This is a genomic window from Lentzea xinjiangensis (genome assembly GCF_900110955.1).
GTDB classification, from domain to species: Bacteria; Actinomycetota; Actinomycetes; order Mycobacteriales; family Pseudonocardiaceae; genus Lentzea; species Lentzea xinjiangensis.
The window spans coordinates 117850-135064 of the sequence record NZ_FOFR01000003.1; the positions used below are offsets into that span (position 1 = coordinate 117850).

The 17215-nt window shown below is 70.5% G+C and carries 15 protein-coding genes; 4 read left to right on the forward strand and 11 right to left on the reverse strand.

Annotation, left to right across the window (positions count from 1 at the left end):
- Nucleotides 1–3 precede the first annotated feature (3 nt).
- On the forward strand, nt 4–1221 hold the full coding sequence (locus BMW88_RS10220) for an aminotransferase class V-fold PLP-dependent enzyme (protein WP_089950412.1): 1218 nt from the start codon (nt 4–6) through the stop codon (nt 1219–1221).
- On the opposite strand, the gene BMW88_RS10225 is transcribed toward BMW88_RS10220, so the two are convergent.
- Nucleotides 1211–2266 carry an Hsp70 family protein gene (locus BMW88_RS10225; RefSeq protein WP_143116029.1) on the reverse strand — a complete coding sequence of 352 codons (1056 nt, stop codon included), beginning with the start codon at nt 2264–2266 and terminating at the stop codon, nt 1211–1213. The two genes, BMW88_RS10220 and BMW88_RS10225, sit on opposite strands and share 11 nt — an antisense overlap.
- A gap of 513 nt (nt 2267–2779) precedes the next feature.
- Nucleotides 2780–5404 carry a DNA polymerase I gene (polA, locus tag BMW88_RS10230; RefSeq protein WP_245777719.1) on the reverse strand — a complete coding sequence of 875 codons (2625 nt, stop codon included), beginning with the start codon at nt 5402–5404 and terminating at the stop codon, nt 2780–2782.
- Nucleotides 5405–5557: 153 nt separating this feature from the next.
- Between polA and BMW88_RS10235 the strand changes: the two genes are divergently transcribed.
- Complete coding sequence (locus tag BMW88_RS10235; RefSeq protein WP_089950670.1) at nt 5558–5917, forward strand: hotdog fold thioesterase; 360 nt, start codon at nt 5558–5560, stop codon at nt 5915–5917.
- A gap of 76 nt (nt 5918–5993) precedes the next feature.
- Entirely contained in the window at nt 5994–7166 is a 1173-nt protein-coding gene (locus tag BMW88_RS10240) for an alpha/beta hydrolase (protein WP_143116030.1), read from the forward strand.
- A gap of 53 nt (nt 7167–7219) precedes the next feature.
- Here BMW88_RS10240 and BMW88_RS10245 read toward each other — a convergent pair whose 3' ends face one another.
- From BMW88_RS10245 to BMW88_RS10265, 5 genes are all read right to left on the reverse strand, one after another.
- Complete coding sequence (locus BMW88_RS10245) at nt 7220–7936, reverse strand: ABC transporter ATP-binding protein (protein ID WP_089950415.1); 717 nt, start codon at nt 7934–7936, stop codon at nt 7220–7222.
- Nucleotides 7933–8742: an ABC transporter ATP-binding protein gene (locus BMW88_RS10250; RefSeq protein WP_245777687.1), complete on the reverse strand. Its 810-nt coding sequence runs from the start codon at nt 8740–8742 to the stop codon at nt 7933–7935. Before BMW88_RS10250 ends, BMW88_RS10245 begins: the two co-directional genes overlap by 4 nt.
- Nucleotides 8739–10490 (reverse strand): branched-chain amino acid ABC transporter permease, encoded by a 1752-nt coding sequence (locus BMW88_RS10255; RefSeq protein WP_089950416.1) that lies wholly within the window; start codon nt 10488–10490, stop codon nt 8739–8741. Before BMW88_RS10255 ends, BMW88_RS10250 begins: the two co-directional genes overlap by 4 nt.
- Nucleotides 10487–11401 (reverse strand): branched-chain amino acid ABC transporter permease, encoded by a 915-nt coding sequence (locus BMW88_RS10260; RefSeq protein WP_089950417.1) that lies wholly within the window; start codon nt 11399–11401, stop codon nt 10487–10489. The genes BMW88_RS10255 and BMW88_RS10260 overlap by 4 nt, the downstream gene beginning before the upstream one ends.
- 76 nt (nt 11402–11477) lie before the next feature.
- Complete coding sequence (locus tag BMW88_RS10265) at nt 11478–12701, reverse strand: branched-chain amino acid ABC transporter substrate-binding protein (protein WP_089950418.1); 1224 nt, start codon at nt 12699–12701, stop codon at nt 11478–11480.
- A gap of 450 nt (nt 12702–13151) precedes the next feature.
- On the opposite strand from BMW88_RS10265, the gene BMW88_RS10270 reads away from it, so the two are divergent.
- A complete protein-coding gene (locus BMW88_RS10270) occupies nt 13152–14564 on the forward strand; it encodes a hypothetical protein (protein WP_089950419.1) in 1413 nt (470 codons plus the stop codon).
- On the opposite strand, the gene BMW88_RS10275 is transcribed toward BMW88_RS10270, so the two are convergent.
- The 4 genes from BMW88_RS10275 to BMW88_RS10290 all read right to left on the reverse strand — a co-directional run bounded on the left by BMW88_RS10275 (nt 14545) and on the right by BMW88_RS10290 (nt 17202).
- Nucleotides 14545–15156: an ANTAR domain-containing response regulator gene (locus BMW88_RS10275; protein ID WP_089950420.1), complete on the reverse strand. Its 612-nt coding sequence runs from the start codon at nt 15154–15156 to the stop codon at nt 14545–14547. The two genes, BMW88_RS10270 and BMW88_RS10275, sit on opposite strands and share 20 nt — an antisense overlap.
- A gap of 42 nt (nt 15157–15198) precedes the next feature.
- Nucleotides 15199–16017: a hypothetical protein gene (locus BMW88_RS10280; RefSeq protein WP_089950421.1), complete on the reverse strand. Its 819-nt coding sequence runs from the start codon at nt 16015–16017 to the stop codon at nt 15199–15201.
- A 196-nt stretch (nt 16018–16213) separates the two neighbouring features.
- A complete protein-coding gene (locus BMW88_RS10285) occupies nt 16214–16861 on the reverse strand; it encodes a hypothetical protein (protein ID WP_089950422.1) in 648 nt (215 codons plus the stop codon).
- Nucleotides 16858–17202: a PLD nuclease N-terminal domain-containing protein gene (locus BMW88_RS10290; protein ID WP_089950423.1), complete on the reverse strand. Its 345-nt coding sequence runs from the start codon at nt 17200–17202 to the stop codon at nt 16858–16860. Before BMW88_RS10290 ends, BMW88_RS10285 begins: the two co-directional genes overlap by 4 nt.
- Nucleotides 17203–17215 lie beyond the last annotated feature (13 nt).

The following is a 17215-nucleotide window of genomic DNA, read 5'->3' on the forward strand; positions in this document are numbered from 1 at the left end:
GGCATGGACCGTCGTGACTTCCTCGTCGGAGCCGGGCTGCTCGCCGTCACGCCGACCGCCGCGTCGGCCGCGCAAGGGCTGGACTGGGGTGCCGTGCGCCGCGAGTTCCGGCTGGACCCGGCGCTGACCAACCTGGGGCTGTTCTACCTCGCGTCGAACCCGCACGAGGTGCGCGCCGCGGTCGAGGAGTTCAAGCGCAGGCTCGACGCCAACTCGCACGACCTGATGCCGGAGGAACGGCAGGCCGTCGCCGTCGCGCTCGGGCAGTACGTCGGCGGCGCGCCGGACGACGTCGCGTTCGTGCCGAACACGACGGTCGGGTTGTCGATCGTCTACGGCGGCCTGAAGCTCCGCGCGGGCCAGCAGGTGCTGCTCAGCGACCAGGACCACGCGTGGCACCGGCAGTCGGCCGAGCTCGCGGCACGACGGGCCGGTGCGGAGGTCAGGATCGGCACGCTCTTCGAGAACTCCGCGAAGGTCACCGAGGACGAGGTGGCGACACGGCTGCGCAACGCGATCACGCCGCAGACTCGTGCCGTCGGCATCACGTGGGTGCAGTCGAGCACTGGCGTGAAGATGCCGGTGCGGTCGTGCGCTCAGGTCGTCGCGGAAGCCAACAGAGGCCGCACACCGCAGGACCGTTGCCTCCTCGTCGTCGACGGCGTGCACGGCCTGGCGGCGGTCGACGACGACGCGGCGCGCCTGGGCGCGGACGTCTTCGTGGCCGGCACGCACAAGTGGCTGTTCGGGCCACGCGGCACCGGCATGGTGTGGGTGAACCCCGAGGTGAGCGACCAGCTCGCGCCGCTGCTGCCGAGCTTCGACAACCGCAGCGAGACGGCGTTGCTCGGTCCCGGCGGCTTCCACGCGTTCGAGCACCACTTCGCGGTGCAGGCGGCGGTGCGGTTCCACCAGCGCCTCGGCAGGGGCCGGGTGGCCGGCCGGATCACGGAGCTGGCCACGCGCTTCAAGGACGGCCTCGCCGAGACCCCCGGTGTCGTCGTCCACACGCCCCGCGACCCCGCGGCCTCCGCGGGCCTGGTGTGCTTCGACGTCACCGGGCTCGCCGGCGACGAGGTCGTGGCGCGGCTGGAGCCGAAGCGCATCCAGATCACCACGGCCGCCTACCGGATCCCGTACGCGCGGGCCGGCACGTCGATCCTCAACACGCCGGAGGAGATCGACAGGACGCTGGCGGAGATCCGCGCGCTCACCCGGTGAGGCGAGGCAGTTCCGCCGTCCCCGGCGGCCGGAGCTCCACGCTCGCCGGCTCCATCACGACCTGGGGCCGGTTCACCGCCTCGTGCGCGGCCCATCCGGCCGCGAGCGCCACGACGAGCATCCCCGCCGCGACGAACGGCGTGGCCGGAAGGCGCCGCTTCGGCTCCTCGCCCTGCTCGCGCGGCAGCGGGACCTGAACGGTGGGCTCGCCGGCCGACCGGGGTTCGAGCTGCTCGGCTTCGAGGAGCGCACCCGTCGCCGCGGCGCCGTCGGGCGCCCGCAGCACCGGGATCCCCAGGCGGGCCGAGATCTCCCTGGCCACCAGCGGAATCCGCGCCGACCCACCGACGAGCAGCACGACGTCCGGCAGGCCCGCGCCGGACACCACCCGTTCCAGCGCGTCGACGGCGTGCTCGACCACCGGCCGGATGATCGCCTCGAACCGCAGCCGGCTGAGCCGGAACTCGCGCGCCTCCCCGCTCGTCGCGATGTACGGGATCCGCACCTCCGGGTAGCTGCCGAGCAGCTCCTTCGCCTCGACGCAGCTCCGCACGAGCTCCGGGCTGTGCGTGCGGATCCGGTCGATGACGTGCTCCGCGACCAGGTCGTCGAGGTGGAAACCACCGCCGTCGACCCGTTCCGCCCACCCGGCCGGCAGGAACACGCCCTGCTTGCGCAGCACGGCGACCTCGCAGCCGGTGGCACCGAAGTCGACCACCGCGACCGTGCCGTGCTCCGGCATCCGCGCGTCCGCGTCGAACGCGATGGCGGCGGCGTGTGGCGCGGGCACGAACACCACGTCCGCGCGCCCCGCCTCGATCAGCTCGGCGCGGAGCTGATCGAGCTGTTCGTGCGACCAGCTCAGAGGATGCGTCAGCGCGACCCTGCCCGGCGGCTCCCCGTGCCGGGCGGCGAGGTCCTCGCAGACGTCGACGAGCTCCCTGGCCGTCGAGTGCCGGCGGCGCCGGCTGCTGGTGGTGACGCCGCGGGCGGTGGCGGCCGTGCTGCCTGCGGATCCGAGGTCGAGCCCAACGTGGTACGACATTTCGGGGTCCCCCTCACGGTGCGGACACCTACAACACGTACGTCTCGGCAGGCCCGGTTCATCCGGCTTGCCCGCGCACCCGCTGGCCGTGGATGGGCGGCGCCACGACGTGCGGAGTGCCGGCTGCCGTCGCGCCGGCTGCCGTTGAAGACGCCAAGAAGATCAACAAATGCGTTGACCTGCAATCAGGCCGAACCGACTTGCAGCGGCAGGCGCGGTTCACCCGGCTTGCCACACCGCCGGACATCCGCCGCTCGCGCCACCGATGCGCGCCCGCGTGCCCGCTGCCCGTACACGGGCGACACCACGCGTGCTCCTCCAACGAGGGCTGGGCCGGCTGGCGGCGGCATCCGGCCGAGCGCTGCGAGCTGCACGCCAACGGCGTGACCCCGTCACCCTGCGGCCACACCTCATGATCACCGCCGCACGAGCACCGCCGCACGAACACCGCCGCACGAACACTCCACCGCCCGTCCACACCGAGGCGCGGACGGGCGGCGGCGGTGGCTCGCGCTAGTGAGCCGCGTCGTCCCAGGAGCGGCCGACGCCGACCGAGACCTCCAGCGGCACCCGCAGCGGGTAGGCGTTGCCCATCTGGTCGCGCACGAGGGCCTCCACGGCCTCGCGCTCGCCCTCGGCGACTTCCAGGACCAGTTCGTCGTGGACCTGCAGCAGCATGCGCGAGCGCAGGCCGGACGACTCCAGTGCGCGGAAGACGCCGAGCATGGCCACCTTGATGATGTCGGCGGCGCTGCCCTGGATCGGGGCGTTGAGCGCCATGCGCTCGGCCATCTCGCGCCGCTGGCGGTTGTCGGAGGTGAGGTCCGGCAGGTAGCGGCGGCGGCCGAGGACCGTCTCGGTGTAGCCGTCCTTGCGGGCCTTCTCGACGATCTCGTTGAGGTAGTCGCGGACGCCGCCGAAGCGGGAGAAGTAGGCCTCCATCTGCTCGCGGGCCTCTTCGGTCGGGATGCGGAGCTGCTGCGACAGGCCGAACACCGACAGGCCGTACGCGAGACCGTACGACATCGCCTTGATGCGCCGGCGCATCTCGCCCGTCACCTCGGAGGTGGGGATCGAGAACGCCTGCGAGGCCACGTAGGTGTGCAGGTCCTCGCCGCTGTTGAACGCCGCGATCAGGCCCTCGTCGCCGGACAGCGTGGCCATGATGCGCATCTCGATCTGGCTGTAGTCCGCGGTCATCAGCTCCGCGTAGCCATCGCCGACGACGAACGCCTGCCGGATGCGGCGGCCCTCGTCCGTGCGGATCGGGATGTTCTGCAGGTTCGGGTCGGTCGAGGACAGCCGGCCCGTGGCGGCGATCGTCTGGTGGAACGTCGTGTGGATGCGGCCGTCGTCGGCCACCGACTTCAGCAGGCCGTCCACAGTGGACTTCAGGCGGGTGACGTCGCGGTGCGCGAGCAGGTGCTGCAGGAACGGGTGCTCGGTCTGCTCGTAGAGGTTCTGCAGCGCGTCGGCGTCGGTGGTGTAGCCGGTCTTGGTCTTCTTCGTCTTCGGCATCTTCAGCTCGTCGAAGAGGACCGCCTGCAGCTGCTTCGGGCTGCCGAGGTTGATCTCCTTGCCGATCACCGAGTACGCGTCCTGCGCGGCCTGCTTCACGCCCGCGGCGAAGTGCGCCTCCAGCTCGGACAGGTGCTCGACGTCGATGGCGATCCCGATGGCCTCCACCTCGTCGAGCACGTTCATCAGCGGCAGCTCGAGGTTCGCGAGCAGGTCGGCGCCGCCGATCGTCACCAGCTCGGTGTCGAGGCGGTCGGCGAGCTCGGCCACGGCACGCGCGCGCAGGATCGCGCCGGTGGCGATCTTCTGCGCTTCCTCGGACTCGTCGGAGAGCAGTGACAGCTGACCGTCGCCGGACTCCTCCGCCCGCAGCTCGCGCTTGAGGTAGCGCAGCGCCAGGTCGTCCAGGGCGAACGAGCGCTGGCCCGGCCGCACCAGGTAGGCGGCCAGGGCGGTGTCCGAGGTCAGGCCGCGCAGCTTCCACCCGCGAGCGCGCACGCGGCGCAGCGGCAGCTTCAGGTCGTGGCCCGCCTTGGCGACGCCCTCGTCCGCGAGCCACGCGGCCAGCGCCTGCTCGTCGGCCTCGTTGAGCTGCGTGACGTCGATGTACCCGCCCTCACCGTCGGCGGTGCACAGCGCGACGCCCTCCAGGTCGTTCGTGATGCGCAGCGCCACGCCGACGCGCGTGGAACGGGCGTTGTCGTCCAGCCACTTGCCCAGCGCGCCCGCGGGGATCGCGCCGCCGGAGACCTCGAAGCCCTCCTCGGCCTCCGGCTCCGCGGTCGTCAGCGTCTGGAAGAGGCGGTCGCGCAGCACCCGGAACTCGAGCTCGTCGAACAGCGCGTGCACGGCGTCGCGGTCCCACGCCTGGGCCTCGAGGCCGTCGATCGTGTAGGGCAGCTCGACGTCCTTGATCAGCTCGGTGAGCTGGCGGTTCATGATGATGTTCGCCAGGTTGCCGCGCAGCGCCTCGCCGACCTTGCCCGGCACCTCGTCGATGTGGTCGACCAGCTCGTTGAGCCCGCCGAACTGGTTGAGCAGCTTGATGATCGTCTTCGGGCCCACGCCCGGCGTGTTCGGCAGGTTGTCCGAGGAGTCGCCGCGCACCGCCGCGTAGTCGGCGTACTGGTCGGGCCGCACGCCGTGCTTCTCCTCGACGTACGCGGGCGTGAACCGGCCCATCTCCGAGACGCCCTTGACCGGGTACAGCACCGTCACCCGGTCGTTGACGAGCTGGAAGGCGTCGCGGTCGCCGGTGACGATCTGCACCTCGAAGCCCTGGGCCACCGCCTGGGTGGTCAGGGTCGCGATGATGTCGTCCGCCTCGTAGTTCTCCTTCTCCATCGTCGGGATGCGCAGCGTGGCCAGCACGTCCTGGATCAGGGAGACCTGGCTGCGGAACTCGTCCGGCGTCTTGGAGCGGCCCGCCTTGTACTCGGGGTACTGCTCGGAGCGGAAGGTCTTGCGCGACACGTCGAACGCCACGGCGACGTGCGTGGGCTTCTCGTCGCGCAGGATGTTGATCAACATGGACGTGAACCCGTACACGGCGTTCGTGACCTGGCCCGTCTTCGTCACGAAGTTCTCGGCGGGCAGGGCGTAGAACGCGCGGTAGGCCATCGAGTGACCGTCGATGAGCAGGAGCCGCTTCACGTCTGAGGAAGTCACGGGCCCGAGTCTAGGGTGGGGGTCTGACAGTTTCGCTCGAGCCCTGGAGCCTGTGTGACCGTCCACCTGCCAATCGAGTTCGCCGACGAGCAGCTGCACGTCCGGATGGGCATCGAAATCACCCGATGGGATGTCCAGGAGATGATCGGCACCATGCCGGTCAAGGGCAACCGCCAGCCGTTCGGCCTGCTCCACGGCGGCGCGAACGCCGTGCTCGCCGAGCAGCTCGGCTCCCTCGGGTCGGCGATGCACGCGGCGCAGTTCGACTCGATCGCGGTGGGGCTCGAGCTGTCCTGCACCCACCACCGAGCGGCGCGCGAGGGCCTCGTGACGGGCGTGGCCCGGCCGATCCACCTCGGCCGCAGCACGACGACGTACGAGATCGTCGTGACCGACGAGGACGGCAAGCGCACCTGCACCGCCCGCCTCACGTGCATCATCCGCCCGAAGCCGCCGGGCGCCTAGTACTGGGGTGAACCACACCCTCGTTCTGCGGTGAGCCCCAGTGTGCGACCAAGATCAGCGCGACATCGTTGGCCGCATGACCCTCACGACTCGGCTGACAGCAGCAGTCCTGTGCGGCGCGGTGGCCGCGGCCTCGGTCCCGGCCACCGCCTCGGCCCGCCCGGCTCGCGGCAGCCTCCTCGACGTCGTCCCGGTGTCCACGATGGACACCAACCAGCTCGTCACGTACCTGGGGGACCACGCCTTGGACGCCTCGCGCGTCCGCTTCGCCGTGGACGCGAAGCGCATCACCTACCGCACCGTCGACGCCTTCGGGAAACCGACGACGGCGAGCGCCCTGGTCGCCCTGCCTCGCACCGGGGGCAGAACGCCCCGGCAGGCCACCTGGCTGCACGGCACCACCGGCTACCGGGGCTCCGTGGCGTCGGTGGCGGACGGCAACGACAGAGCCGCCACCTACCTCTTCGCCGCCGCGGGCTACCTCACCACCGCGCCGGACTACCTGGGCCTGGGCACCGGCCCGGGCCACCACCCGTACGTCGACGCCCCGTCGACCGTCACCGCCTCGGTGGACGCCCTGCGCGCCACCCGTGAGCTCGCCGCCCGCCGAGGCCTCGTACCCGACCCGCGCGTCATGATCACCGGCCACTCGCAGGGTGGCCACGCCGCCATGGCGCTGGGCCAGGCCCTGCACCGCGGCGCCGACCCGCGCCTGGAGGTGGGCGCCCTCGCCCCGATCGGAGGTCCGTTCAAGCCGAGCCTGCTCGTGGCCAAGGCGATGGACGACGAGATCGCCAACGGCGTGGCGTACATGGCGTACTGGACGGTGGCCTGGAACCGCCTGCACCACCTCTACGACGACCCCGCCGAGGCCTTCCGCGACCCCTCGGTCGAGGCGCTCTTCGACGGCGACCACCGCAACGAGGACATCTTCCGGCACCTGCCGGCGACCATGGCGGAACTGCTGACCGAGTCCTACCTGGAGCGCGTCAAGCACCCCACGGGTGTCCTGCGCGCGAAGCTCCGCGAGGCGGACGGCTACTGCGACTGGCGCCCCGCGGTCCCGGTGACGATCTACTCCTCGGCGGGCGACCGCGACACGCTGCTCGAGACCTCCGCCCACTGCGACCAGCGCCTGAAGCGGCACCACGCCCGCAGCACGCTCGTGGACCTGGGCGCGGACGTGAACCACGGCAGGGCTGCCAAGCTGGCCTTGCCCCGGGTCCTGGCCGGCTTCGACCGCTCGTAGAACGGAAGCGGGGCGGAGGGAAAGTCCCCCGCCCCGCTCTCACCGCAGTTTCCTCAGTGCGACTCACCCAGGTACGCGTCGCGCACCCGCTGGTCGGCCAGCAGCGAGTGCCCCGGACCGTCCAGCGTGGTCTTGCCGAGGTCGATCACGTACCCGTGGTCGGACAGCGCGAGCGCGGCCAGGGCGTTCTGCTCCACCAGGAGGATGGTGGTGCCCAGCGACTGCAGCTCCCTGATGGTGTCGAAGATCCGCTGCGTCATGATCGGCGAGAGGCCCATCGAGGGCTCGTCGAGCATCAGCAGGCGGGGCTTGGACATCATGGCCCGGCCGATGGCCAGCATCTGCTGCTCACCACCGGAGAAGAGCCCGGCCTTGTTGTGCCGTCGCTCCCCCAGCACGGGGAACAGGTCGTACACGCGCTGCATGTCGGCCTGCACGCCGTCGTCCTTGCGGACGTACGCGCCGAGCTGGAGGTTCTCCTCCACGGTCATCCGCGGGAAGAGCCGGCGGCCCTCCGGCGAGTGCGAGATGCCCATGCCGAGGATGGCGTGGGCGGGCTCGTTGTGGATCGGCTTGCCCTGGAACAGGATCTCGCCCGACGCCGGCCGCAGCAGACCGGAGATGGTCCGCAGGGTCGTGGTCTTGCCCGCGCCGTTGGAGCCGATCAGCGACACGATCTGGCCGGCCTCGACGGTGAACGAGATGTCGCGGACGGCTTCGATGGCGCCGTAGGCGACCGAAAGGTTGCGGACTTCGAGCAGCGGGCTCATGCCTGCTCTCCCTTCGCGGCCTCGATGTCGTGCTCGACTTCCTCCGGCGGCTTGCCGAGGTAGGCCTCGACCACCCGCGGGTCCGCCCGCACGACCTCGGGGCTGCCCTCGACGAGCAGTTCGCCCTGCACGAGCACGGAGACCGAGTCGCACAGCCCGAAGATGAACTTGATGTCGTGCTCGATGACGACGACGGACACACCCGTCTCGCGGATGCGGAAGATCAGCTGCTGCGTCGCTTCCGTCTCCTGCGGGTTCATACCCGCCGTGGGCTCGTCCAGCAGCAGCACCGCCGGGTCCGTCGCCAACGCGCGCGCGATCTCGAGACGGCGCTGGTCGCCGTACGGGAGGTTGCGCGCGAGCTCGTCGTCCGGGCCGCGCAGGCCCACGAACTCGAGCAGCTCGCGCGAACGCTCGCGGGCCGCCTTCTCGCCGCGCTGGTAGGCCGGGCCGTGGAACAGCGAGGCCAGCGGGCCCTGCTTCATCCGCACGTGGCGGCCGACCAGCACGTTCTCCAGCACGGTCATGCTGGGGAACAGGCGGATGTTCTGGAACGTGCGAGCCACGCCCGCGTCCGTCACCTTCGCCGGGTCGCCGGGCAGGACGTTGCCCTTGAGCAGCACCTGGCCCGTCGTCGGCGTGTACAGGCCCGTGAGGCAGTTGAAGAACGTGGTCTTGCCGGCGCCGTTCGGGCCGATCAGACCGACGATCTTGCCTTCCTCGAGCGTCAGCGTGACGCCCTTCAACGCCTTGAGGCCACCGAAGACCATCGAGACGTCACGCGCTTCCAAAACCGGCGTGGTCACGCCTTCGCCTCCCTCGGTGCTCCGTGGACCTCGTCAACCGAAGCGCCACCCACGTCCTCGTCCGCGAGCTCCGCTCGCCGGTGCCGGTCGGGGATGAGCCCCTGCGGGCGGAACCGCATGATCAGGATCAGCGCGAGGCCGAAGATCATCAGGCGGTACTCCTCGAAGTCGCGCAGCTTCTCGGGCAGCACGAACAGCAGCGCGGCACCGAGGACGGCGCCGGGGATCGAGCCCATGCCGCCGAGGATGACCGCCGCGAGCAGCGTGATCGACTCCAGGAACTTGAACGACTCGTAGGACACCGTGCCGTTCTTGTGCGCGAACACCGCGCCCGCGAGACCCGCGAGCATGGCGCCGATGAGGAACGCCAGGATCTTCGCCTGACCGGTCCGGATGCCCATCGCGCGGGCCGCGTCCTCGTCCTCGCGGATCGCGATCCAGGCACGGCCGATGCGGCTGAACTTGAGGTTCGCGAACACCGCCATGGTGGCGGCGACGAGGAGGACGATCAGGACGTAGTACAGGACGCCGGCGGGCAGCTTCACCGCGCCGAACGACAGCTCGCGGTTGAACTCCTTGCCGAACAACGACAGCGCCGGGATGCCCGGGATGGCGTTGGAGCCGTTGGTGAGACCGCCGATGTCGTTCTGCGCGGAGCGGGTGAAGATCTCACCGAACGCCAGCGTCACGATCGCGAGGTAGTCACCGCGGACCCGCAGCGTCGGCGAGCCGACGATCGCGCCGAAGATGCCGGCGACGACCGCGGCGATCACCGCGGCGACCGGGAACGGCAGGTCGATGCCGAAGTTCGCGGCGGCCGCACCGGAGAAGTTCGCCGCCACGAGGGCGCCGATGCCCATGAACGCCACGTACCCGAGGTCGAGCAGACCCGCGAGACCGACGACGATGTTCAGGCCGATCGCGGTGGCGGCGTAGATGCCGATGTTCGCCGCGACCGTCATCCAGTACTCGTTGCCCGCGTCGGTGAACGGCAGCAGCAACGCGCACGCCGCCAGCACGATCACGCTGAAGACGCGGTGCTCCTCGGACAGCACCGAGAGCCAGCGGATGAACCCGACCCCGCTCAGGGCGCCGAGCACGCCACCGGCGAACCCGAGGAACGACAGGAAGATCGCACCCGCGTACGGGTTCGACGTGCCGACACCACCGGTCGTCAGCATCGCGGCGACGGTGAGCAGCACGGCCGCGAACGACACGAGCAGCACGAGGTAGGCGATCGGCGTGGACGGCTTGAACTTCCAGTCGCCCACCGGCCCGATGCCGATGCCGTAGCCGGCGAGGATGGCGAGCACACCGCCGACGAGACCGGCGATGCTGCCGAACGCGACCACGCCTTCCGCGGCCGTGATGGCGCCGAGGCCACCGCCCTTGACCGTGATGTACGCGCCGTTGATGAACGACACGACGGCGAGGCCCCAGCCGAGCGCCCGCACCACGCGACCACGGGACGGGATCGGCGCGAAGGCCGCGACCAGGACGAGGACGCCCAGCAGCAGCACGTGCCAGCGGAACCCGGTGACGGCGAACGGGGCGTCGAAGAACTGCAGCGTCGACTTGTCCGGCCAGTTGCCGTCGTTGAGGCTGAACGTGACCCAAGGCAGCAGCGCCGCCACGATGCCGAGCACACCGCCGACGACCGCGAGCGGCTTGGCGGCGGACGCGAGCGGGGAGCGCTTGCCGGCGGCAGTGGCGCCGGAAGGCGCAAGCACAGTGCTCTGGTTGCTCATGCGCGCACCCTTTCCGGCTCACCGAACAGACCCTGCGGGCGGAAGACGAGCACGAGGATCAGCACGACGAAGATCCACACGTAGTCGTACTGGGTACCGCCCGGCATGTACTGACCGGCCAGGGTCTTGATCAGACCGATGATGAACGCGCCGATGACGGCGCCGCGGATGCTGCCGACACCTCCCAGGACGGCCGCCGTGAAGGCGAAGATGCCGTTCTGGAAGCCCATGTCGATGTTGATGTTGCTCAGGAAGCCGCCGAACATGACGCCCGCGACACCCGCGAGCACGGCGCCGAAGACGAACGTCAGCACGATCACGCGGTCGGGGTTGACACCCATCAGCTTGGCGGTGTCGGGGTCCTGCGCGGTGGCGCGCATCGCCCGGCCCATCCGCGACCGGTTGATGTAGGTCTGCAGCAGGATCGACAGGCCGACCGACAGCACGATGAGCAGCACGCCGGTCCACGGCACGTTGACCGCGCCGAGCGAGAGGTTGCCCTCCGGGAACACCTTCGGGTACGGCAGGTTCGACGTGGCGTTGGGGTACCACACGCGCACGGCTTCCTGCAGGAACACGGACACGCCGAGCGCGGTGATCAGCGGCGCCAGCCGTGGCGCGTTGCGCAGCGGCCGGTAGGCGAACCGTTCCATGATCACGGCGACGAGGACCGCCACCGCGATGCCGCCGACGAACATGAGCGGCAGGGCCACGGCAGGCGACTTCTTGAGGTCGTCAGGAAGAAGCGTGAACGTGGCGAGGCCTCCGTACGAGGCCACCATGAAGACCTCGCCGTGGGCGAAGTTGATCAGCTGGATGATGCCGTACACCATCGTGTAACCGAGAGCGATCAGGGCGATCAACGACCCCTGCATGATCCCGTTCACCAGCTGTTGGAGCAGGACTGACACGACTACCTCCGTAGACGGCGGGGGCGAGCAAACAACGCCCGCCCCCGCCGTAGCTTCAATCAGTGATCAGTAGTCGTCAGCCGGTGAACTCGCCGGTCTGGACGTCCTTCCACTTCTCAGAGGTGACCGAGTAGACGGTCAGCACCTTGTTCGTGCTGTCGCCGTACTGGTCGAACTTGACCTCACCGGTGGCACCGGCGGCGCTGTAGGCGCCGACGTTGGTCAGCATCGCGTCGCGCTTCGACTCGTCCCAGGCAGCGCCGTCGACGGTCTTGGCCAGCGCACCGATGATCGCGTTCGCGGCGTCGTAGGAGAACGCACCGTACGCGGCGTAGTCCTCCTTGCCGAACTTCGCCTTGTAGGCGTCGACGAAGGCCTTGGCGGTGGCCAGGGACTCGGTCGGGGCGCCGACGGAGGTGGCGAGGTCGCCTTCCTTGCCGCCCAGCTCGATGAACTTCGGGTCGAAGATGCCGTCGCCGCCCATCAGCGGAACGTTGAGACCGGCGTCCTTCATCTGCTTGGACAGCGGGCCGGCGGCCGGGTACTCACCGCCGTAGTAGACGGCCTCCGGCGCGAGTGCCTTGATCTTGGCGATGACACCGGAGAAGTCGGTGTCCTTCTCGCCGACGGTCTCCTGGCCGACGATCTGGCCACCCTTCTTGGCGACCTGCTTCGACAGCTCGGCCGCGAGGCCGGCGCCGTAGGTCTTGCCGTCGGTGACGATCGCGATCTTCTTCTTGCCGGCCTTCTCGACCAGGTAGTTGGCCGCGTACGGGCCCTGCAGGTCGTCGGTGGCGCAGACGCGGAAGTAGTTGTCGAACTGGCGCTTCGGGGCGGTCAGGAAGTCATTGCCCCTGGTCAGCGACGGGTTCGTGTTCGCGGGCGACACCTGGGGGATCTTCTTGTCCCGCAGGATCGGCTGCACGGTCTGCGCGACCGACGAGTTCAGCGTGCCGACGACACCGACGACGTTCGGGTCGGTCGCGAGCTTCGTCGCGGCCTGGGCGCCCTTGGCGGGGTTGGCCTCGTCGTCCTGCGCGGAGACGGCCAGCTTGTAGCCCTTCACCGTGCACTTCTTGTTCGCCTCGTCCGCGGCGAGCTCGGCGGACTGCTTGATGCCCAGGCCGAGAGCGGACAGGTTGCCGGACAGCGGAGCGACCACACCGACGGTCAGAGTGCCCTTCGACGTGTCGCAGCTGCCCCCCGCGGTGCCGCCTTCTTCCTTGTTCGTGCCACAGGCTGCGACGACAAGCAGCGTGGCGCCGACAATCGCAGCGGACTTCACAGAGTGCTTACGCACGTGATGTCCCTCCTCTATCCCTGCTCCCGGCGACGCGAGTTCTCCGCGCACCGCTCCATCACCCTCTCCTGAGGGATGGCCGGAACCTAGGCGATGACTGTGACCGCAGTCATCAAAGCCAATGGGCTCGTGACCATAACGCAACTCGGCGTTATGTTTTGTTTAAGGAATGTCACATCCCGTAACCTCAGTTCACTCTTTGGACGGCTGCCATAACGTGGGCGTATGACTCCCCGTCGTCGGGTGATCGCGGCAGTGTGCACCGCCATCGTGCTCGCACTGGCGGTCCTGGCGCTGCGACAGACCGGCGACACGCCGCAAAACCCCAGCTCAACACCCGTTCGGCTGACTGAGTACGCCGCGGATTTCGTCAAGTTGCCGTCTCAATCGGCTGTGCCCGAACCACCGTCCTCCGTATGGAGCAGCGGAGGCAGGGTCCACTGGGCGCCCGTGGCCGGCGCCGCGGGGTACGAGGTGGCCGGCCGGCTCGTCGCGTCGCCAGAGGCGGCCGGCTCCGGACGGCCCGTCGTGCGGACCGTGGACGCGTTCGGCCGGCGCTCGGCACCTGTGCGGGCCGCGGAGCGCCCCGCTGACGACGGGTGGCGCCGAGCGGTCGACGGGTGGCTGGACGACTTCGACGACAGGTTCCTTGAGCGCCGCTACCACCTGAGCGGCCGCAGCGGGTGCGTGAAGCCCAGCCTGGCGCCTTCCGGCCGGCTCGTCCTCGACATGCCGTGCGGAAATGACACGGCCGTATTGCGCGCACGGACGCTGTTGCAGCTCAAGGACTCCGACGAACTCGGCCGGGTGGCCGTGGTGACGGACGCGGCCGGGCCCCGCGGGAAGCTCGTGCTCGACCTGGTTCCCGGCACGCCCGACCGCGTCGGACCCGTACCGCCCGCCGATGCGGTGCGGGTGGTGGTGGACGACTCCGTCTTGCCGGGCACACGCGGTGCGGGCGTTCCGCACCGGTTCGAGGTGGTGCTGACAAGCGGCGGTGTGCGCGTCCTGCAAGACGGCGCGCAGGTGGCCACGTCCGCTGTCGTGCCCCGGTGGCGCGAGGCGAGCGTGTCGATCAGCGTCACGCCGCCGCCCGCCTACCCCGGCCGCGTGGAGGTCGACGCGGTCGGCATCACCGGATCACCGCAGCCGGTGGCCGAGGTGACCGAGACGCTGCTGGTGGCGGGGACGTTGCGCGTGCTGGAGCCCGACGAGGAGGCGCCGGGCATCGGCGTGGCGCGCGCACCGTTGCGCGGAGCTCCCGGGGCGCGGTTGCGGGCGACGGTGCGCCTCGGCGACAGCGGCGACGTCAACGGGCTGGTCGCTCAGCTCGGCACGGCGCGGGTGCCGTTGCGGCCGGTGGTGAGCGGTTGGTCGGCAGCGCAGGACAGCGAGCTGACCGTCGAGGGGGACGTGCCCGCGTCGTTGCTCACCCTCGACGGACCGGACGCGCTGTCGCCGTTCGTGCTGCGCATGCCGGGCGCCTCGCAGGCCCAGGTCCTGGAGAGCTACCTGGAGGTGCCGGGCCGGTCGGAGGCCGCGCTGGAGGAGGCCCCGGCCGAGCCCGCGCCCGTTTTGCCCGTGATGACCGCTGAGCTCACCGCTGTGGGCCCGGACGACGCGACGCTGGTGGTCACCCTCGACGCCGCCGCCGCACGATCAGTGGCCCCGGTGGCGGGCTTTGAGGTGTACGTCGACAGCGGGCACGCCGCGACGTTGCCGATCCCCGGCGGGATCGGTGGCCGGCACGAGGTGGGGCTGTCCCTGAAGGGCAGCCACGACGTCGAAGTCCGCCTGCGCCCCGAGGATCCGGGGCGGCAGGCGGACTCGGTGTGGCTCGACCTCAGCCGAAGTTCTCGATGACGGCCTCCGCGACCGCCTTCATCGTCGTGCGGCGGTCCATGGCGGTGCGCTGCACCCACCTGAACGCCTCCGGCTCGCTCAGCCCCTGCTTGGTCATGAGGATGCCCTTGGCCCGCTCCACGACCTTGCGCGTCTCCAGGCGCTCGGTGAGGCCCGCGACCTCCTGCTCGAGAGCCGCGAGCTCGCTGAACCGGCTCATCGCCAGCTCGATCGCGGGCACCAGGTCCCGCTTGGCGAACGGCTTGACCAGGTAGGCCATCGCACCCGCGTCGCGGGCGCGTTCGACCAGGTCGCGCTGGCTGAACGCGGTGAGGATGACGACCGGCGCGATCCGGTTGCCCGCGATCTGCTGGGCCGCCTCGATCCCGTCGACCTTGGGCATCTTCACGTCCAGGATCACCAGGTCGGGGTTCAGCTCGGTCGCGAGCTTGACGGCCTCTTCACCATCCGCGGCCTCACCCGCCACGTCGTAGCCCTCTTCGCGCAACATCTCGACGAGGTCGAGGCGGATCAACGCCTCGTCCTCGGCGACCAGCACGCGGGGGGCCTTGCGCGTGGCTTCGGACTGGGCCTCGGCAGCCTGCTGGGTCACCGGGGTCCTCCTGACGATCGTTCCTGCGGGCGAAAGCGCAGTCTAGCGGTGGTCAGGCCGCTGATCGGGCTCAGCAGCCGTGACGGCAGACACGAACTCCTCCGGCCACGGATAGGTGCGCATGCCCTCCTCGACGTCCCTGGTGGGCGCGTCGATGCGGCGGAGCGCGATGTCGGCGGTGGTGCCGAAGTCCGGGTGGCGGAGCCGCTCGCGGACCTCGGCCTCGGCCGGGCCGCCGGCCCACTCCACGAACCAGGCCTCACCCATCGGCAGTGCTCGCAGCCAGCTCGCCTCATGCCACAGGTGTACCCGGCGCAGCAGCGCGCTCCCAGTGGCCGCTTGGGCGAGCTCCTCGTCGTTGCCGCCGCCGTCGGTGTGGCCGACGCCGCGGAACTCGTGCATCCAGCGCACGTACCGCATGCCCGCGTCCCAGGCGGCCTGGTCGACCCCGGCGAGCACGACCGCGGCGTCGCCGGTGGTCAGCTCGGCCGAGCGCCGGTGCTGCTCGTGCCGCAGACCGGCGACGCCCATGCCGAACCCGGCCTCGGTGCGCGGCAGCAGCTCGAAGAGCAGCGGTCCGAGAGCCCTGTCGCTCAGGTGCAGCCTGACGGTCTCCCCCGGTTCCACCGTCCGGAACGCGTGGGCGGGCCGGATGATGCTCGCGGGCGGCATCAGCTGGAGCACGCTGGCGGCGGTGCAGGCCGCGGCCAGCACCTTGGCCTCCAGCTGCCGCTGCGCCTCGGTGGCCGCGTCCGGCAGCAGCTCACCGCTCCGGACGGCGGGAACCGCTTGCGAGAGGTTTTCGCCCGTGTAGGTGCGCCGCAGGTCGGCGAGCTGGTCCGTGGTGGACAGACGTGCCATGACAGCAGTCCTCGTTTCCGCCGCCCGGCTCGGCACGACAAGGACGCATGCACGCGTCTACGTGGTCGGTTCGCTTCGGTGAGCAGGAGTTGCTGAACACTGCGGCGGAGAGTGCCGCTCGTCGCCGGGGAGCGGCTCCAGCCTCACGTCTGCTCGGACGCCACTGACCACGGTACCGGACCGGCGCACCCGGTTTTCAGTCCGCGCCCACGATCAGCCCGTACTTCACGTCGAAGTCCCGGCCACCGCCGGAGCCGCGGATCACCAGCTCGTGCTCACCGGACGGCGGCGGGTCGATCCAGGCGTACAGGCCGCAGCCGACGGAGTGGATCCGCCCGGCTTCCACGCCGAAGGGGTTGCCCGCGCGCGCCTCGTAGGTGAACGGTGTGGCGGGCACCCTCGTCAACGCCCGCGCGGAGCCGTTCACGAGGACCTCGCCCCGCGCGCTCCGCATGAAGTCCTCGCAACCGGTGACGTCACCGGCGACGTGCGCGACGGGCGCGAGCAGCGGCTTGTCGGCGGGCACCCGGCACTGCCGCTCGACCGGCCCGTTCCCGGGCGACCCGGCGAGCAGCCAGACCCTGGCGGGCTGCTCGCGCATGCAGAACCGCCCGGAGCCGTCGGTCACGGGGTTGGTGTCCGCGGGTTGCGAAGCCCACGTCCACCACAGCGCCAGGAGCTCGTCCGGCGCGAGCTCGTCCGGCGCGAGCTCGTCCGGCGCGAGCTCGTCCGGCGCGATTCCGTCCGAAGTGGACGTTTGCGTTCCGGGAGGCGGCACGGCGGTTCGCCCGCCACCGCCGCACCCGGCGAGCAGAACGACCAGCAGCAGCAGGACGTTCCTCACTCGTTCTCGCGTCCCTTGCGGCGTTGTTCCTCCGCGCGCTCACGGCAACGGCGCAGGAACTCCTCGTCGTCATCGGGGTTGGCAGGCCGGAACCGCCCCTGCCGGTCGTGTTCGGGGGCACGGCGCTCGGGCGCGCCGAAGCGCGCGCGTCCCGGCCTCACCGGACGCCCCGCGACGAACCACGCGATCGAGCCCACCACCGGGAAGAACAGCACCAGGAGGAGCCACGCCGTCTTCGGCAGGTTGCGCACCGAACCGTCGTCGGTCGTGATCACGTCGACGACCGCGAAGATCACCACGCCCAGCACCAGCACCCCGAACAGGCCACCGAAGTACAGCATCCCCGAACCCCCA